We start from the raw sequence: 14,995 nt of genomic DNA, 5'->3' as shown, positions 1-14,995 counted from the left end.
ACGAGGTCTTCTGCGCATGCGCTTACTTCGTCGCCAGTGGCCGCGAATGTACCAGCACCCGACCACCATTCAGCAGGTCGTTTGCTTCGCCGGTGTTACGGTTGAGCGTATCGCCGATGCGCGCCGTGACGTTCGGTGAAACACCGGATTGCACCACCAATCTTCCCGGATCGCCGCGCCGCTGGGTCACGGTCAAGCCGTTACCGGTCTCATTCTCATGCTGTGGGCTGCCGTTGATCCAGGTCGTGCGCTTGCCGCTGCTGCGGGTGACGATGCCGTCTACCGTGAGCGTCGGAACCGTCATGATCTGCGGTTTGTCGAGTGTGTTCCTCTCGCGCTGCTGATCGAGCTGCTGGCGGAGTTCGGGGGTGAAGAACAGACGACCCAGAGCCTCCTCGGCAGTGACCGCCGGAGCCGCCAGCAGCCAGCCAGCCAGCCCCATACAGAGGGTTTGCTTTGCTGCGCGCGCGAACCTGGTCATGGACTGGCCTCTCCTTCCCTACTTCCGGCTCACTTCGTGCAAGGTCAGCCAGTCGATTTCACAGTTGGCGAGAAGATTCTCTCGGCCACCCCAACGTTCGTCAGCGTTGGCCGGCAGGCGCTCGACGGCGCAGGCCTTGATCAGGATCAGCGCCTTCGCCTGACTGCGCAAATCGCCGAGTAGCCGCGTCAGATCCTCTTCGTGGAGCAATTTCAGCTGCACTTTCATGGTACTGACGGCAAAGGAAAAATCGCCGGCCGAGTTGCTGTCGAGCAAACGTTGTGGAGAAATCTCGTACTGCAGATCAAGCAGGCGACGTGTGTCACGAATGTCCTTGAGCAGTTCCACCCAGTCCAGACGCTGCTCTTCACCAATCATGCCACGCTCTTGCAGCTTGTTGAAAAGAATTGACTTCTGCCTGATCTCGCTTTCCTCGTCACGCACCCTTTTGAGCTTGCCGTCCGCCTCTTCGCGCTGTGCGGTGGCGACCAGCCTGGCGAGTTGTTCGCTGTCCAGGGTGTGCTGCGAGACATACAGCACCGCCAGCGCTGCGGCAAACATCGCCACGCTGGCCAGGATGCTCGCCTGCAGCTTGCGAAGGTCGGTGAGGTCGATTTTCATGAGCCGGCCGTCTTCTGGATCTGCAGTTTGAACGAGCGCGGCCGCAGGTCGTCGACCGCCGCATCACCACCTTTGAGCGACTTGCCCGAATCCAGGTCAAAAGGCTGTTGCAGTACCTCCACCTGCAGTTTCGGATTGCGCTTCAGGGTTTCGACCAGTTGCTTGAAAACGCTGAGTACCTGCCTTGGATGGCTGTCCGGACCTGGCCGCAGAGTGCCGTGCACGATCGCGATCTCGCTGCCGACAGGAGGCGTATGCAGCGCCTCTGCCGTGGCGGCCTCACGCGACGCCAACGCAGCCACTCTCCAATCGATGCCCTCGACTTCGACCGATGCGTCGCCCTGCAGGGCGTGACTGATTTCACGCCACAGGTACTCGGGCGAGGTGCTGCCTTTTTCCAGCTCGACGTAGCGATCGATGACTCGACGCAGGTTCTCGGTGGAGGTCGGAATCGCCGGGAAGGTTTTGACGATGTCATCGTAGCGCTGGCGGGCCAGAGTGGTTTCCTGTTGGATCATTGCCACTTCCCGCTTGAGCTGGTAGGCATCGTGGAACTGTTTGACGGACCACAGCAGGCAGCCGAGCAGTACGACTGCGCCCGTATTCTGGAGAACCGAGCGGATCAGCCAGAGATGATAGTTGTGGCGCTGCTGGTCGCTGGCAAACTGGGCACCTGGCGGGGCAGTGGCCAGGAGATGGAGGATGAGGGTCTCGCAGCGAGTATCCGGTGGCGGTGTTTTGAGGTGGCAGATGCGCGCGCAGTCCTCCATGTCGAGGATCGCAAACGACAAGGTTTCGCTGTTCACACAATGCCTCTCGATGGCATTTCTGGCGTTCGCATGCACGAGAAGATACGCGCTGATCGGCTGTTGGCGACCAAGGAGGCGCTGACTGACGAGGTACTGTTGCAGTTTGCGCGCTTCACTGGAAAATATCTGCGCAATGCCGTCAATGCTGTAGTTTTGCAGAGGAGTGAGGCGGCTGAAATGCAGTTCGCCCTTTTCCACGTAGGTCTGCCGGATGCTCTGGTCCTGAATCGTCAGCAACAGGCAGCGCTCGTCCAGAACACCAATTTTCCTGAGCAGCAAGGGGCCCAGCAAGGGCAGCGAATAAACGCCGGCGAGGGCCACCTCGGCACCGGCCAGAGCCGCCAGCCAGGGAGCGAAGGCCTCCTTGTTGGTGAGTGCGGCAAGCATGATGCGCTCGTCTCTGCGCCGGGATTTTTCATGTCCGAGCGAGATCGATGTGGTCAGTGAAGCATTGAAAAACTGCTGCCCGAGCTTGCGCGTGATGATCGAGCGTCGGTCCTCACCACGCAGGAAGGGGATCGTTTCCATGTGGAAACCTTCTTCCGAGACATTGGCCAGGAGGGTAAAGATGCTCTTCGAATGTTCTGCAAGGTAGCGGGTGAATTGCAGCCTGCCAGCTTCCGTGGCTTCGAAAACGCCCTCGTTGGTCAACACCCCGGCTCGCCAGTGGAAGGCCGTCAGCCGATGCGCACAGAGATAGATGAGGCGGCGGGCGGGCATGGCCTCAGGCCTTGATCTTGCTGATCACGTCGTAGACCGGCCCGAGAACAGACAGCATGATCCATCCGAGCAGGCTGCCCATCACCACGGTCAGCAGCGGTTCAATCAACTGCTGCATTTTCTGGACCGATTCCCGGACGTCACGAGTATAAAAATAACTGACATTCAGGAGTGCCTCGTCAAGCGCGCCGGTGCTTTCGCCGACGCGCAGCATACGGATCACCAGCGGCGGGAAGAAGCTGGTGCTGCGAAAGGCAGCCGTCACGTTCTGTCCATCACCAATCAGTTGTTCGACACGCTCCAGACCCTGGCGAATGACCAGGTTGCCGACGACGTCCTGCGTCGTTCGGATCGACTCGAGGATCGGTATTCCGGAGGCGTAGAGGAGGGCGAAAGTGTTGGCGAAACGCGAGAGGACGATCTTTCGCTGGATGTCGCCAAGTATCGGCAGGCTCAGCTTCAGGCCATCGAACCGGAAACGTGCCAGGGGATTGCTGTGCAGCAGTATTCGCAGCCCGAGAACCGCCAGTACCGGCAGTAGCAGTAGCAGGTACCAATAGGCGACCATCAGGTCGGAAATGAAAAAGAGGATCTGCGTCTGCATCGGCAGGACTTGCCCCATGTTTTTCACAAACATCTTGAGCTGTGGAACCAGGAAGACCATCAGGAAGAAAGTGGCGGCAAGAACCGTCGCGGCGACGAACGCCGGGTAGGCGATCATCTTCTTCAGTTGCGATGCGAGTTCGTCCTCCCACTTCAGCGATTCGTCGAGGCTCTGCAAGACTTCCGGCAAGCGGCCAGTGGCTTCGCCGGCGCGAATCAGGCTGACAAAGACTTTGTTGAAGACGCTCGGATGACTGTCCATGCCTTGAGAGAGTTTCTGGCCACCTTCGATCGATTCGATCAGGCTGGCCACCACCTCGCGGAAGCGCGGGTGTTCGAGACTGTCGCGCAGATCAGTCAAGCCTTCCAGGATGGGCACGCCGGCACGCACCAGTTGCTGCAGATGGAAGCAGAAGTGGATGAGTTCCCGGCGCGGAACCTTGTTGCTGGCAAGCCCGCTGCGGGTACTGAGCGGCTCGCCGTTGACCAGGTCAAGCTGCATGCGCCGCAGTCGCATTTCCAGATCCACGAGGTTGATGGCGTCCATCCTGCCCAGAACCATGCGTCCCTCGGGACTGACCGCCTTGTAGGTGTAGAGCGGCACGGCGGCTACATCCGGTTGGTCAGGTCGACGACCCGAGCGACTTCTTCGAGCGCGGTGGATCCGTCGAGAACGCGGCGCAGACCGTCATCGGCGAGGCTGACGAAACCCTGGCGGTCGGCGAGCTGGCGCATTTCGCGGAGGGTGCTGCGACGAGAGATCAGTTCGTCCATGTCGCCGTTGATCCGAAGCAACTCCATGATCGCCAAGCGTCCACGATACCCCTGGAAGTCACAACGTTCACAGCCGCCTGGCCGGTAGATGACCGGCCGCGGTGCATCGGCCGGGTTGCCCAGCAGGCGAGTCTCGTGCGCTTCGGGCTGGTAGGGGATCTTGCAGTGCACACAGAGACGCCGCACCAGCCGTTGCGCGATGATGCCGATGATGTTGCCGGCCATGATGTCCGGCAGGATGCCGATATCCAGCAGGCGCGGAATGGCCCCCAGTGCCGAATTGGTGTGCAGCGTCGAGTACACCTGGTGACCGGTCATTGCTGCACGCAGCGCCATCTCGGCGGTGTCGGCATCGCGTACTTCGCCAACCAGGATGATGTCCGGGTCCTGACGCATCATCGAGCGGATGCCATTGGCGAAATCGAGCTTCACCGAGTCGGCAGCGGAGGTCTGCCGGACCAGCGTCATCGGGTACTCGACAGGATCTTCGAGCGTCATGATGTTTACGCCCTCGGAATTGATGTGGTTGAGTACCGAATAGAGTGTTGTCGTCTTGCCGCTGCCGGTTGGCCCAGTCACGAAAACGATTCCTTCGGGACGGGCGATCATCAGTTTGAGCTGGTTGAGCTGCGTCTCGGAAAGACCCAGTCCTGCGAGCGGAACGATCCCCTTCTGACGGTCGAGAATACGCAGAACGATGTTCTCGCCGTGAATCGTCGGTTGTACCGAAGCCCGAAAATCAACCTGTCGGCCGCGCATGTTGAGCGAGATGCGGCCGTCCTGGGGGGCACGCGTTTCGGCAATGTTCATTCCCGACAGAACCTTGATGCGCACCGCCATCGCTGGCCAGTAGGTCTTGTGCAGCGAGCGAATCTGCCGCAGCATGCCGTCGATCCGGTAGCGGATGCGCAGGAATCTCGCTTCCGGCTCGAAATGGATGTCGGAAGATTCCTGCTTGACGGCATCCGTCAGGATCGAGTCAATCAGGCGGACGACCGGCTGGCTGTACTCGTCAGAGGAAGACTGCAGGCTGCGGAAGTCGATCTCGCCGGTTTCGATTTCGTGCAGGATGCCGTCGATCGACAGCTCATGACCATAGCACTGGTCGATGCTGCGATCGATTTCGCTCTCGCCGGCGAGCAGAGTGTCGATCACGATTTCATCGCCGGACAGGCTACGGATCCTGTCCAGTGCAACGATGTCGTTGATGTCGGCAATGGCTACCGTCAACCGCAGATGTTCTGCATCGTAGTCGAGCGGCAGCACATGGTGACGCTTGGCGAGGTCGCGCGGGACCAGCTTCAGCGCCGAGGGATCGATAATCGCATTCGATAAATCGACACCCTGTTTGCCCAGGCTTTCAGAGAGCGCGTCGCGCAGCGTCGCCTCGGAGACGAAGCCGAGTGAGACCAGGAGCTTGCCAATCGGGTGATTCGACTTGACCTGCTCCAGCAAGGCGATGCGCAACTGATCCTCGCTGAGGATGCCCTTGCTGATCAGGATCTGACCCAGCGGCCGCGAATGGGAATGGTCGGCAGGAGAGTTCGTGTAATTCATCATCGAGTGGGTCTGACAAAGCCATGACTCTTGGGCAAGCGCATGCAAGGATCGCTGCACGCGGGCAGGATCACGGTTGCAATTCAAGGATGCGTTTCTCGGCGGCTTGCCGGTCGAAGGCACTAGGCCGCGTTGCAGCGACGCTCAGCGCCATCTGGTAGTATTGTGTTGCCAGCTTGCTCTGGCGCAGATGGTCCAGGCTGACCGCGACGTTGAAAATGTAGTCGGCGTTATCGGGGTCCGCCGCATAGGCCTGAAAATACGCCTGTTGCGCGTCGCTCCAGCGACCCTGCCGGGCGTACAGATTGCCCAGCGTGAAATGCAGAGCCGACGAGTCCGGCTGGCTGGCGAGCAGGGTCTTCAAACGGCTTTCGGACGAACCCGTGTCGTTTTGCGCGCGCAGGTTGATCAGTGCCGCCTGCGCGCTGACGTCGCCGGGGTCGGACTCGAGGACCTGCAGGTACAATTCCTGCGCACGCTCGAACTGGCCGCGGCGGGTGGCGATCGCCGCCAGGCCGAGGAGCGCGTCCGAATTCCTGGCGTCGCTACGCAGTACCTCTTCGTAGCCGCCTTGTGCGTCACCGAGCCGATTTGCCTGCCATGCTTCGTAGGCCAGGCTCAGCGTCTGGTTCTGGATGGCCCGCTGGCTACCCGGACGGAAGACGCCCGCAGCTTCGCCTTGATGGGCACTCGCTGCACCCCTGCGCAGCCGCTCCGGATGCATTGCAAGCTTGCTCGGCGCTGGCTCTGGGCGCGGCAAGCCCGCAGCGCTTGGCGGCCGGGCCGGAGGTGCCTCTGCCACCGCCATCAGCGGTGGCGGCCGCGGCGGACCTGGCGGCTGGGCGGCCGGCAAGGTGGCGACCAGTGGTCTGGCCAGCGAGCCTGCGGAGATGGCCTGTAACTGCCACCAGAAGTAGACGCCGATCGCCAGCGTCGCGATGCCGCCGAGCCCGAGAAAAAGCCATAGGGCGGTGCGCGACCGCGGTGCCTGCTTGACGGCAAAAACATTTCTTGCCGCTGCCCGTGCCGCGGCGTCGTTACTGCGGGGGTCGGCCGGTGTCGGTCCCGGCAGGGGTCGGCTCGGCGGCGACCGGGTGGCTTCGGCTGCCGGGCCCGTGGCGTCTGCATCGGGGGGGCTGGAGAGCGGCGGCAGTGTCCAGGGCTGAGGACCAGACGGTGCTGATTCCAGCGGGTCTAGGCTCAGTTCGAGCGGGTCGTCGCTGCCGGTCGGGCTGGCGGCCTGCCGTTTGGCTTCTTCGGCGCGACGCAGCGCATCCATCAGCAGGCTCACTGCAGCGGCTCCGGAGGCTGGCCAGGCGGCGAGAAAGGCCGGTAGACCTGGTCGTTCCTGAAGAACTCCCGGTTCGGCAGGGACTCCCTGAAGCTGCTGAAGTCGCCCTCCACCGAAGCGTCCCGGATTACCGTCGGGCGCAGGAGAACGACGAGTTCCGACTTGGCCGAGGAGTTTGAGCGGGTATTGAACACCTCGCCAAGAAACGGGATGTCGCCGAGGCCTGGCAGGCGACCGTCACGGTTATCGAGCCGGTCTTCCATCAGGCCGCCGAGAACCGCGATGTCGCCACTCTCGACACGCATCATCGACTCGATCTCGCGCATGCGAATCTGCGGCACCAGGTTTTTGATGTTGTTCTTGGCGAGTTCCGGATTGGGATCCTGCTTCAGTTCGGCGATACTCGAAATCGATGGCCGAACGCTCAGGGTGACGGTGCCGTTGTCACTGATCTGTGCGGTCAGGCTCATGAAAAAGCCGATGGAAACGGACTGTGGCGTCGTCGTCGTGGTCACGGTGGCGTTGGTGTTGGTGTTGCCGGGAACGACGTCCTGCTTGACGTTGAAGTAGACGAAATCTTCAGAAACCTTGAGCGTTGCCGTCTGGTTGTTGAGCACCGCGAGCTTGGGACTGGAGAGTACCTTGACGGTGCCAAAAGCACGCAACAGCTCCACGGTTGCCAGCAGATTCAGCGGGTTGATCTGTCTGTACTTGATGACATACGGCGTCACGGCACTGGGCACGTTGGTCGTCAGCGTCGGTTTGTTGATGCTGTAGTCGGTTCCACTGGTCAGGCGGCTCCACTCGATACCTTGCTGGTAGCCATCGCTCAAGGTGACTTCGATGATCGTCGCTTCGATCAGCACCTGCCTTCTTGCGCCACTCATGACCCGATCGAGGAACTCCTGCACTTTTTCATGTTGCCTGGCGGTGGCCCTGACAGTGATCACCCCGCCTTCCGGATTGGCGATCACCGACGCCGCTTCGCGGAAGGTCATGTGCTTGACGATCGTTGCGCCAGCGTTCTGCACTGCCGCGGGATTCGGACTGGCCGCCAGCGACGGCACGATCTGGCTGCCGCGAGCAGCGGCGATTTTTGCAGCAGGCGCACCGGTGCCGGTCGTGCTCTGTGATGAGCTTTGCTCGGTCACCGTTTCGGTCGAGCCTTCCGGGAAAATCTTGTCGGTTTCGTGCAGCAGTTCTTTCAGGTTTTTCTCGAGAGTTTCCCAAAAGCGGTTTTTCGACTTGTTGTCGATCTGGATGCGCGAAGTGTTGCCGGTGCCGGCGGCACCCCCGCCACCGGTCGTCAGCGAGCTGGTCGAAATCTGCGTACTGGTCGATACCGTTCCCGTGACATCGCGGGCGATATTGACGTAATCGACCCTGTAATTCTTGAGGTATGGCGAGTCAGGCATCACCACCAGGTTCGGGCCATCCATCTCGAAGCGCATGTCGACCTGCTTGGCAATGCGGGTGAGCAATTGTGGCAGCGTCTGGTCAATGGCGTTGAGGGTCACCAGCCCGGTGAGCCCAGGATGGATGTCTACGTTCAGCCTGGCATCCCGGGCGAGGGCAAACAGCAGGTCGTGAACCTGCACGTTGTTGACGACGACGCTGTAGGTTTCCGTCTTGCCGGTGACTTTCGGCCTGGGTAGTGAGACGCTTTGCTGAACGGGCTGGGGAATTGCCCCCTGGCTCCTGGACACACTGTCGGCCTGCAGATGTCCGGCCGATGGCCCCTTGCTCAGCGTGGTCGGTGTGCAGGCGCAGAGCAGCAGTGCAAGAGAGATGAAACCAGGAATGCGCAGTATGCGCAGTTTGTTCATGGACACGCTCAAGCTTGATCCAGTCAAAGGGTGGTTTATGATACCATGCCGACACGTCGATACAAGTACATGATTTTTAGTGTATTAAGGATTGTCCATCGGGGCTCGCGAGAGCCGCTGCGAGCGAACTTTGGCGACCGCTCGCACATAGGGCTTGCTCGACGGGCTGATCTCTCCAAGCATCGCCAGCGCCGCGTTCGCCTGTTCGCGGGAAGGGTAGTCGCCGTAGATGACGCTGAGTCTTTCTCTGCCGCCGAACCGTGAACGATAAACCCGAACTTGCCGTAAATCGAGCGTCCTCATGTGCTTGATGATGAAATCGCTCACCTCCTGCTGGCTGCCGGCGTCAGTCATCAACAGTTGAATGAAATAATGACTGTCCGGGGTCTGCGTCAGCCAGTCCTCGGTCGCGGCAATTCGCTCGGCGAGCGTGCCTGGTTTGGTAGCACCGAGTGTTGCCGTCATTGGGGAAACCGGCTCAGGCGCTGCCACGGAAGAAACGGGCGAGGTCGTGCTGTCCAGCGGCCTGGTCATAGCCCATGCTGCTGCGTCGATCGCCGCTGCTGCCGGTAGGCTGCTGGCATGGTGGCTGCCGGCGAGATAGGCCAGACCGCCTGTCGTGCAGAGGGCGGTGGCGGCGCCAGCCCACAGCCAGCGTGCGCGCGCCGGGCCAGCGATGCGCTGGAACCGGGCGTCGCGAATTGCCGCCCGGACCTGCCTGCCATTGACCTGATGCAGCCCTTCGGAAAATGCAGCAAGCAGGGCTTTGTCGGCAAGAATGTTGATGCGCCGGGTCAGCCCCTCGGAGGCCCGGCTGATCAATCGAATGGCGCCCTGGGTAAACAGATCCGGGCCGTGGTAGCCGGCAGCGCGCAGACGGAACATCAGATAGACGGCGACGTCGTTGCGGTGCAGCGGTTCGAGCCTGAAATGATGGGTGATGCGGTCGTTGAGCTGGCGCATGGCGGTTTCACCCAGGCGTTGATCCAGCTCGGGTTGACCGAAGAGCACGATCTGCAGCAGCTTGTGCCGGCTCGATTCCAGGTTGGAAAGCAGACGAATTTCTTCGAGTGCTGCCGGTGGCATGGCATGCGCCTCGTCGATCAGGGCGACCACCTGGCGACCGTCAGCGTAGATTTCCAGCAGACGTTCCTGCAGCGAACGCAGCAGCAAATGAGCATGCCCTTGCTGCAGCGGCGGCGTCACAATTCGCAGTTCCCCGGCAATGGCCAGGAGGATTTCGTCCTGCGACAGCAAGGGGTTGGCCAGATAGACCGTCTCGACGTGGCCCGGAAGTTTTTCGAGCAGCATCCGGCAGAGCATCGTCTTGCCACTACCGACCTCACCGCAGACCTTGACGATTCCCTCATCGTGGGTAATCGCATAGATCAGCGCCTCGAGCGTGGCACCTCGCTGGGCCCCTGCGAAAAAGAACTCGGTGTGCGGTGTAATGCGAAAAGGCGCCTGCTGCAATCCGAAATGATCCAGGTACATCACTGCTCCCGCGCCGAGGATTCCATGCGATTGTAGAGCGTCGTGCGATGGATGCCGAGCAGGCGTGCCGCCTGACTGACATTCCCGTGCGCCAGCTTCAACGCGGCCTCGATGTAGCCGCGCTCCGTGGCATCGAGCAGGCGATCGAGGTTGAAGGGATCTTTTTGCCGCAGGCGATGCATTGCCGCAGCGATGAGCGCATCGCTGGTCAGTGCATCCGCACCGCTGGGCGAATTCACCGTGAACTCCTGCGGTTCGTCGGGGAGATCGAGTTCTGCGGCCAGCGCTGTGGCGTCGACGAGCCGACCCGAGTGCCGGGTGGTCAAGCGGATGACGATGTTGCGTAGCTCACGGACATTGCCGGGGAAGGGGTAGCTGCACCACAATTCTGCCGCTTCTGCAGAGAGGCTGAACGGCTGCTGCTGAGTTTGTGCCGCATAGTGTTGCCGGAAGTGGTCGAGAAGGACGAACCGGTCGTCGCCCATCTCGCGCAAGGGCGGGGCGACGATTGAACAGACCGACAGCCGATGGTAGAGATCAGCACGGAAGTTGCCCGCTTTGACCTCCTTGCGCAGGTCGCGGTTGGTGGCGGCAATGATGCGCGCCCGGCTGACACGCTTCTGGGTTTCGCCGACGCGCTGGTACTCGCCATTTTCCAATACTCGCAGCAGCTTGGCCTGGAGATCGAGTGCCAGTTCACCGATCTCGTCGAGGAAAAGCGTGCCGTCGGCAGCGTCTTCGAAATAGCCGGCTTTCTTCGTTACTGCACCGGTGAAAGCACCTCTGGAGTAGCCGAATAAGGTCGCTTCAACCAGGTTGGGCGAGATCGCGGCGCAATTGATCGCCAGGAATGGCCGGTAGCGACGACTGGTATCGTAATGCAGACAACTGGAAGCGATGACCTCCTTGCCGCTGCCCGATTCCCCCTCGATCAGCACCGGGAACGGTAAGTCAGCATATTGCAGGAGTTGCAAGTGCAGTTTTTGTATGGCCGGGCTGTTGCCGAGCAGTGGCGATGAGCCCTCGTGGCGCCCGTTGTCCACCGCACGAAACTCCAGCGCGCCCGTGAGGACTTGCTGCAGGTCGCCGGGGCTGCACGGTTTGGCGACAAAATCGGCAGCGCCGAGCGTTCGTGCATGGCGTGCATTACCCTCGTCGCTTTGTCCGGAGAGGACCACGATACGTATCCTGGGTGCAAGCTTGAGCAGGTCGGCAATCAGCGCAAAACCCTCATCGGGACGGTGCGGTACGGGTGCCAGGCCGAGGTCGACCAGCGCCAGTTCGGGCGCTCTGCGCAATTGTCGAAGCAGTTGCAGACAATGCGGACGCGAATGGCTGGTGAGCACTTCGAAAAGCGGGCTCAGCGAAATACTCAAGGTGTCACAGATCAGCGCATCGTCATCAACGATGAGCAGTAGTGGCTTTTCGGGCAGAGAATTTCCTGGGAGGGTGGGCATGCAATGCTTGTGATCGTGACCGAAGGGGGCTGTCGGACATTATTTCACAATTCTGGGCGCCCACCAGGCGCTGGTAACGCTCGAACCAATGGTCGCCAGCACCGACAGGAGGTGTGCACGGAGCGGCCATGGTGACGGTCAGGCGTCGTCGTCTCAGCGAATCCGCCTGACCTGCGCTCCGATCTGACCGAGTTTTTCCTCGATCCGTTCGTAACCCCGGTCGAGATGGTAGATCCGCTCGATCAGCGTCTCACCCTGCGCCACCAGCCCGGCGATGACCAGGCTGGCAGATGCGCGCAGGTCGGTGGCCATCACCGTCGCGCCTTGAAGACGCTCGACGCCGGTGACCATCGCGTTGCTGGCATCGATCTTGATGTCCGCACCGAGGCGGATCAGTTCGACGGCGTGCATGAAGCGATTTTCGAAAATCGTTTCGCGGATCACTGCGGACCCTTCGGCAACGCAGTTGATGGCCATGAATTGCGCCTGCATGTCGGTCGGAAAGGCCGGATAGGGCGAGGTGCGAATGCTGACTGCCTTGAGCCGCTGCGGTGCCTTGAGGGTGATCGCTGCGCGCTCGGTAACGATCTCGCAGCCGGCGTCGAGCAACTTGTCGACCACGGCGTCAAGGCAGGCTGCCGAAGTCCCGGTCAGACGAATGCTGCCACCGGTCGCTGCTGCGGCACAAAGATAGGTACCGGTCTCGATGCGATCGGCCATGATCGGATGCGCGGCCCCGTGCAGGCGTGTGACGCCGCGGATGCGAATCTTGTCGGTCCCGGCACCGGAAATCTGCGCGCCCATGGTAATCAGGCAGTTGGCCAGATCGACCACCTCTGGCTCACGCGCCGCATTCTCGATGATCGTTTCGCCCTCGGCGAGGACCGCCGCCATCATCAGGTTTTCGGTACCGGTGACGGTGACCATGTCGGTCACGATGTGCGCCCCCCTGAGGCCTCCGGCACCTGCCGTGGCATGGATGTAACCGTGCTCGACATGGATTCTGGCACCCATCGCCTGCAAGCCCTTGATGTGCTGTTCCACCGGCCGGGCACCAATCGCACAGCCGCCCGGCAGCGATACCCTCGCTTCACCATGACGCGCCAGCAAGGGGCCGAGCACCAGGATCGAGGCGCGCATGGTCTTGACCAGGTCGTACGGGGCAAGCGGGTTGTTGAGGCCGAGGCTGTTCAATAGCACGCCATCGTCGCCCTCGTGAGCAACCATGACGCCCATTTGCTCGATCAGGCGCAGCATCGTCGAGATGTCCTTGAGCCGCGGCACATTGCTCAGATGCAGCGGCTCGGGCGCGAGCAGGCTGGCGCAGAGAATCGGCAGCGCCGCATTCTTGGCACCGGAAATGGCGATTTCTCCACGGAGCGGCGTACCGCCCTGGATCAGCAGCTTATCCACGCGCCGCACTCCACTCTTCAGGGGTCTGGGTTTTCATCGACAGGGCGTGCAGTTCGCCGCTGTCGAAATGCCCGCGCAGCACTTCGTTGACGCGCTGCTGCCGCTGCACGCGATTTCTGCCGACGAACTCGGCACTGACGATCAGCGCCTCGAAGTGATGGCCGTCGCCCACGACTTGCAGATGCTCGCAGGACAGACCTGCGGCGATGATGTTCTGGATTTGTTCAGGCTGCATCATGATTCAGGACCTCAGTTTGTAACCACTGCGGAGGAGCGCCAGCGTCGCCGCAGATACCAGCAGGAAGCTCATGCCAACGACCGCCAGACTGTTTTCTGGCGGCACATCGGAGACGCCGAAAAATCCGAAGCGAAAACCGTCGATCATATAGAAGACGGGATTGAAACGCGATACTTGCTGCCAGAATTCAGGCAGCGAATGCAGCGAGTAGAAAACGCCGGAGAGCATCGTCAGCGGCATGATCAGGAAATTCTGAAAACCCGCCAATTGGTCGAACTTGTCAGCCCAGATGCCGGCGATCATGCCCAGTGCTCCCATCGTTCCGCCACCGAGAACGAGGAACGTCAGAATCCATAACGGTGCCACGAAGGTCGGCACGGCAAACCAGATCGTCACCAGCAGCACGCCCAGGGCCACCATCAAGCCGCGCAGCATCGCCGCGACGACATAGGCGAGAAAGAATTCGACGTAGGAGATCGGTGGCAAGAGAACGAAAATCACGCTGCCAGTCACCTTCGACTGGATCAAACTCGAAGAACTGTTGGCAAAGGCATTCTGCAGCGCCGACATCATCACCAGGCCGGGAACCAGAAAACTGGTGTAGGCGACACCATGCACCTGCACGTGCGCTTCGAGGACATGCGAGAAAATCATCAGATAGAGCATTGCCGTCAGCACCGGCGCGGCTATCGTCTGAAAGTTCACCTTCCAGAAGCGCAGCACTTCCTTGTAGAGCAGGGTCTGGAAACCGGATATCACGGTGCGGATTCCTTCCGGCGGTCACTGCTCTGCATCACGCCCAGGAACACATCCTCCAGGTCGGTCTGCGTCAGGCGCAGATCGTCAATCACGCAACCGGCCTCGCGCACGGCGGTGAGCAACGGTTCGATCTCGCCGAGATTGCCAAGAGGAAAGGTCCAGGTGCTCTCGCTTTGTGTTGCGCGCGCAGAGAGCATCGCTGGCAAGCTCGCGGCAGGCGCCAGGCGCAGGGTCAAAGTGTGGCCGGCGAAGCGTGCCAGCAGGTTGCTGGTCGTATCCAGAGCCACCACACGCCCCTGTTTGAGCATCGCAATCCGTCCGCACAAGGCTTCCGCTTCCTCGAGATAATGCGTGGTCAGGATCACCGTGTGCCCGTCGCGATTCAGGCGCCGGACGAATTGCCACAAGCCCTGCCGCAGTTCGACGTCGACCCCGGCGGTCGGTTCGTCGAGAACGATCACCGGCGGTTTATGCACCAGTGCCTGGGCGACGAGAACCCGACGCTTCATGCCGCCGGACAGGCGGCGCATGTTGGTATCTGCCTTGGCGGTCAGATCCAGGTTGGCGAGAATCTCGTCGATCCAGTCTTCATTGTGGCGAATTCCAAAATAGCCGGACTGAATGCGCAGGGTTTCGCGTACCGAAAAGAACGGGTCGAAAACGAGTTCCTGAGGCACCACGCCAAGCAGGCGGCGTGCGCTGCGGTAATCGCTGAGCACATCATGCCCCATCACCATCAGCTTGCCGGCATCTGGACGGGAGAGACCAGCCAGGCAGGAGATCAAGGTGGTCTTGCCGGCACCGTTGGGTCCCAGCAGACCAAAGAACTCCCCTTCGGCGATCTGCAGCGACACGCCGGCCAGTGCCAGCAGGGAGCCAAAGCGCTTTTCAACGCGCTCAATTGCAACTGCGACGCGCATGGAATTACGTTTTTCGACGGAGAATTTGCGGA

At 61.0% G+C, this 14,995-nt stretch carries 13 protein-coding genes; all 13 read right to left on the bottom strand.

Translation table 11 applies throughout. From position 1 onward, the window contains the following. Nucleotides 1-22: 22 nt before the first annotated feature. The 13 genes from V5B59_RS11090 to V5B59_RS11030 all read right to left on the bottom strand — a co-directional run bounded on the left by V5B59_RS11090 (nucleotide 23) and on the right by V5B59_RS11030 (nucleotide 14,963). Nucleotides 23-481 carry a hypothetical protein gene (locus V5B59_RS11090; protein ID WP_169069996.1) on the bottom strand — a complete coding sequence of 153 codons (459 nt, stop codon included), beginning with the start codon at nucleotides 479-481 and terminating at the stop codon, nucleotides 23-25. Between the two features lie 18 nt (nucleotides 482-499). After that, nucleotides 500-1,102 carry a hypothetical protein gene (locus V5B59_RS11085; protein WP_169069995.1) on the bottom strand — a complete coding sequence of 201 codons (603 nt, stop codon included), beginning with the start codon at nucleotides 1,100-1,102 and terminating at the stop codon, nucleotides 500-502. Beyond that, nucleotides 1,099-2,631, bottom strand: coding sequence for a hypothetical protein (locus V5B59_RS11080; RefSeq protein WP_034917756.1), 1,533 nt, complete (start codon nucleotides 2,629-2,631; stop codon nucleotides 1,099-1,101). The genes V5B59_RS11085 and V5B59_RS11080 overlap by 4 nt, the downstream gene beginning before the upstream one ends. A gap of 4 nt (nucleotides 2,632-2,635) precedes the next feature. Next, a complete protein-coding gene (locus tag V5B59_RS11075; protein ID WP_169069994.1) occupies nucleotides 2,636-3,838 on the bottom strand; it encodes a type II secretion system F family protein in 1,203 nt (400 codons plus the stop codon). A 5-nt stretch (nucleotides 3,839-3,843) separates the two neighbouring features. Further along, a complete protein-coding gene (locus tag V5B59_RS11070) occupies nucleotides 3,844-5,568 on the bottom strand; it encodes a GspE/PulE family protein (protein ID WP_169069993.1) in 1,725 nt (574 codons plus the stop codon). A 67-nt stretch (nucleotides 5,569-5,635) separates the two neighbouring features. Next, complete coding sequence (locus V5B59_RS11065; protein WP_169069992.1) at nucleotides 5,636-6,856, bottom strand: tetratricopeptide repeat protein; 1,221 nt, start codon at nucleotides 6,854-6,856, stop codon at nucleotides 5,636-5,638. Continuing rightward, complete coding sequence (locus V5B59_RS11060) at nucleotides 6,853-8,682, bottom strand: type II secretion system protein GspD (protein ID WP_211203355.1); 1,830 nt, start codon at nucleotides 8,680-8,682, stop codon at nucleotides 6,853-6,855. Before V5B59_RS11060 ends, V5B59_RS11065 begins: the two co-directional genes overlap by 4 nt. An 84-nt stretch (nucleotides 8,683-8,766) precedes the next feature. Beyond that, a complete protein-coding gene (locus V5B59_RS11055) occupies nucleotides 8,767-10,176 on the bottom strand; it encodes an AAA family ATPase (protein WP_211203354.1) in 1,410 nt (469 codons plus the stop codon). Continuing rightward, complete coding sequence (locus V5B59_RS11050) at nucleotides 10,176-11,633, bottom strand: sigma-54-dependent transcriptional regulator (protein WP_169069989.1); 1,458 nt, start codon at nucleotides 11,631-11,633, stop codon at nucleotides 10,176-10,178. The genes V5B59_RS11055 and V5B59_RS11050 overlap by 1 nt, the downstream gene beginning before the upstream one ends. Nucleotides 11,634-11,786: 153 nt before the next feature. Continuing rightward, on the bottom strand, nucleotides 11,787-13,046 hold the full coding sequence (gene murA / locus V5B59_RS11045; protein ID WP_169069988.1) for a UDP-N-acetylglucosamine 1-carboxyvinyltransferase: 1,260 nt from the start codon (nucleotides 13,044-13,046) through the stop codon (nucleotides 11,787-11,789). Continuing rightward, complete coding sequence (locus V5B59_RS11040; RefSeq protein ID WP_169069987.1) at nucleotides 13,039-13,284, bottom strand: BolA family protein; 246 nt, start codon at nucleotides 13,282-13,284, stop codon at nucleotides 13,039-13,041. Before V5B59_RS11040 ends, murA begins: the two co-directional genes overlap by 8 nt. 3 nt (nucleotides 13,285-13,287) lie before the next feature. Beyond that, nucleotides 13,288-14,040, bottom strand: coding sequence for an ABC transporter permease (locus V5B59_RS11035; protein ID WP_169070092.1), 753 nt, complete (start codon nucleotides 14,038-14,040; stop codon nucleotides 13,288-13,290). After that, nucleotides 14,040-14,963: an ABC transporter ATP-binding protein gene (locus tag V5B59_RS11030; RefSeq protein WP_169069986.1), complete on the bottom strand. Its 924-nt coding sequence runs from the start codon at nucleotides 14,961-14,963 to the stop codon at nucleotides 14,040-14,042. The genes V5B59_RS11035 and V5B59_RS11030 overlap by 1 nt, the downstream gene beginning before the upstream one ends. Nucleotides 14,964-14,995: the final 32 nt, after the last annotated feature.

It is taken from the genome of Candidatus Accumulibacter contiguus (assembly GCF_036625285.1).
Classification (GTDB): domain Bacteria; phylum Pseudomonadota; class Gammaproteobacteria; order Burkholderiales; family Rhodocyclaceae; genus Accumulibacter; species Accumulibacter contiguus.
This window is presented reverse-complemented; position numbering and strand designations above follow the sequence as displayed.

Coding starts and splice junctions, on each gene's coding strand:
- V5B59_RS11090 (WP_169069996.1), bottom strand. CDS start 481: ATGACCAGGTTCGCGCGCGCAGCAAAGCAAACCCTCTGTATGGGGCTG.
- V5B59_RS11085 (WP_169069995.1), bottom strand. CDS start 1,102: ATGAAAATCGACCTCACCGACCTTCGCAAGCTGCAGGCGAGCATCCTG.
- V5B59_RS11080 (WP_034917756.1), bottom strand. CDS start 2,631: ATGCCCGCCCGCCGCCTCATCTATCTCTGTGCGCATCGGCTGACGGCC.
- V5B59_RS11070 (WP_169069993.1), bottom strand. CDS start 5,568: ATGATGAATTACACGAACTCTCCTGCCGACCATTCCCATTCGCGGCCG.
- V5B59_RS11060 (WP_211203355.1), bottom strand. CDS start 8,682: ATGAACAAACTGCGCATACTGCGCATTCCTGGTTTCATCTCTCTTGCA.
- V5B59_RS11055 (WP_211203354.1), bottom strand. CDS start 10,176: ATGTACCTGGATCATTTCGGATTGCAGCAGGCGCCTTTTCGCATTACA.
- V5B59_RS11050 (WP_169069989.1), bottom strand. CDS start 11,633: ATGCCCACCCTCCCAGGAAATTCTCTGCCCGAAAAGCCACTACTGCTC.
- V5B59_RS11040 (WP_169069987.1), bottom strand. CDS start 13,284: ATGATGCAGCCTGAACAAATCCAGAACATCATCGCCGCAGGTCTGTCC.
- V5B59_RS11030 (WP_169069986.1), bottom strand. CDS start 14,963: ATGCGCGTCGCAGTTGCAATTGAGCGCGTTGAAAAGCGCTTTGGCTCC.